Annotated in this window: 1 protein-coding gene; it reads left to right on the forward strand. The window is 52.5% G+C overall.

Annotated elements, in window-relative coordinates; genetic code table 11:
- Positions 1-216: 216 nt before the first annotated feature.
- A partial coding sequence (locus IE178_RS37240; protein ID WP_193515118.1) for a helix-turn-helix domain-containing protein occupies positions 217-539 on the forward strand: 323 nt, incomplete at its 3' end.

The raw sequence follows: 539 nt of genomic DNA on the forward strand, positions 1-539 counted from the left end.
TTCCATATACCAAAACATTTAATGATTTACCGCAAAGGTAACGCAGCCGCCTTGAATGCGTGCCGTTTTCCGCTATATGGCAGTTTGTTGCGCCGGTTGTCCGGGTTACGGAGTCACTTTCAAAGAAAATCTTACGTGAGTCACGTAGTGAGTTGTTAAAGCTCCTTTTGTTTATTGCCGAATTTTGCCGCAGAGAAACAAAAGAAAGGACAAAATATGAAAGTGATAACGATTGAAAGTTCCGCCTTCACCGCCCTGACGGAACAGATAGCCGAGATAGCGGCACACGTGCGTGCCGTTTCCGGCGAAAGAAAGGAAAAATCCGCAGACAGGTTGCTCACCACCCGCGAGGCGGCGCACCTGCTGAACGTGAGTACCCGCACCCTCCAGCGTATGCGCAGCGAGCAACGCATCGGTTATGTCGTGCTTCGCGGTAAATGCCGCTACCGGCAGTCGGAAATAGACCGCCTGCTTGAAGCGTGTGCCGTCAACGAGGACGCGGCGACACCGCAGGAATTGAAACGCAACCACACGCTGCG

Source organism: Streptomyces griseoloalbus (assembly GCA_014650015.1).
Taxonomy (GTDB): domain Bacteria; phylum Actinomycetota; class Actinomycetes; order Streptomycetales; family Streptomycetaceae; genus Streptomyces; species Streptomyces griseoloalbus.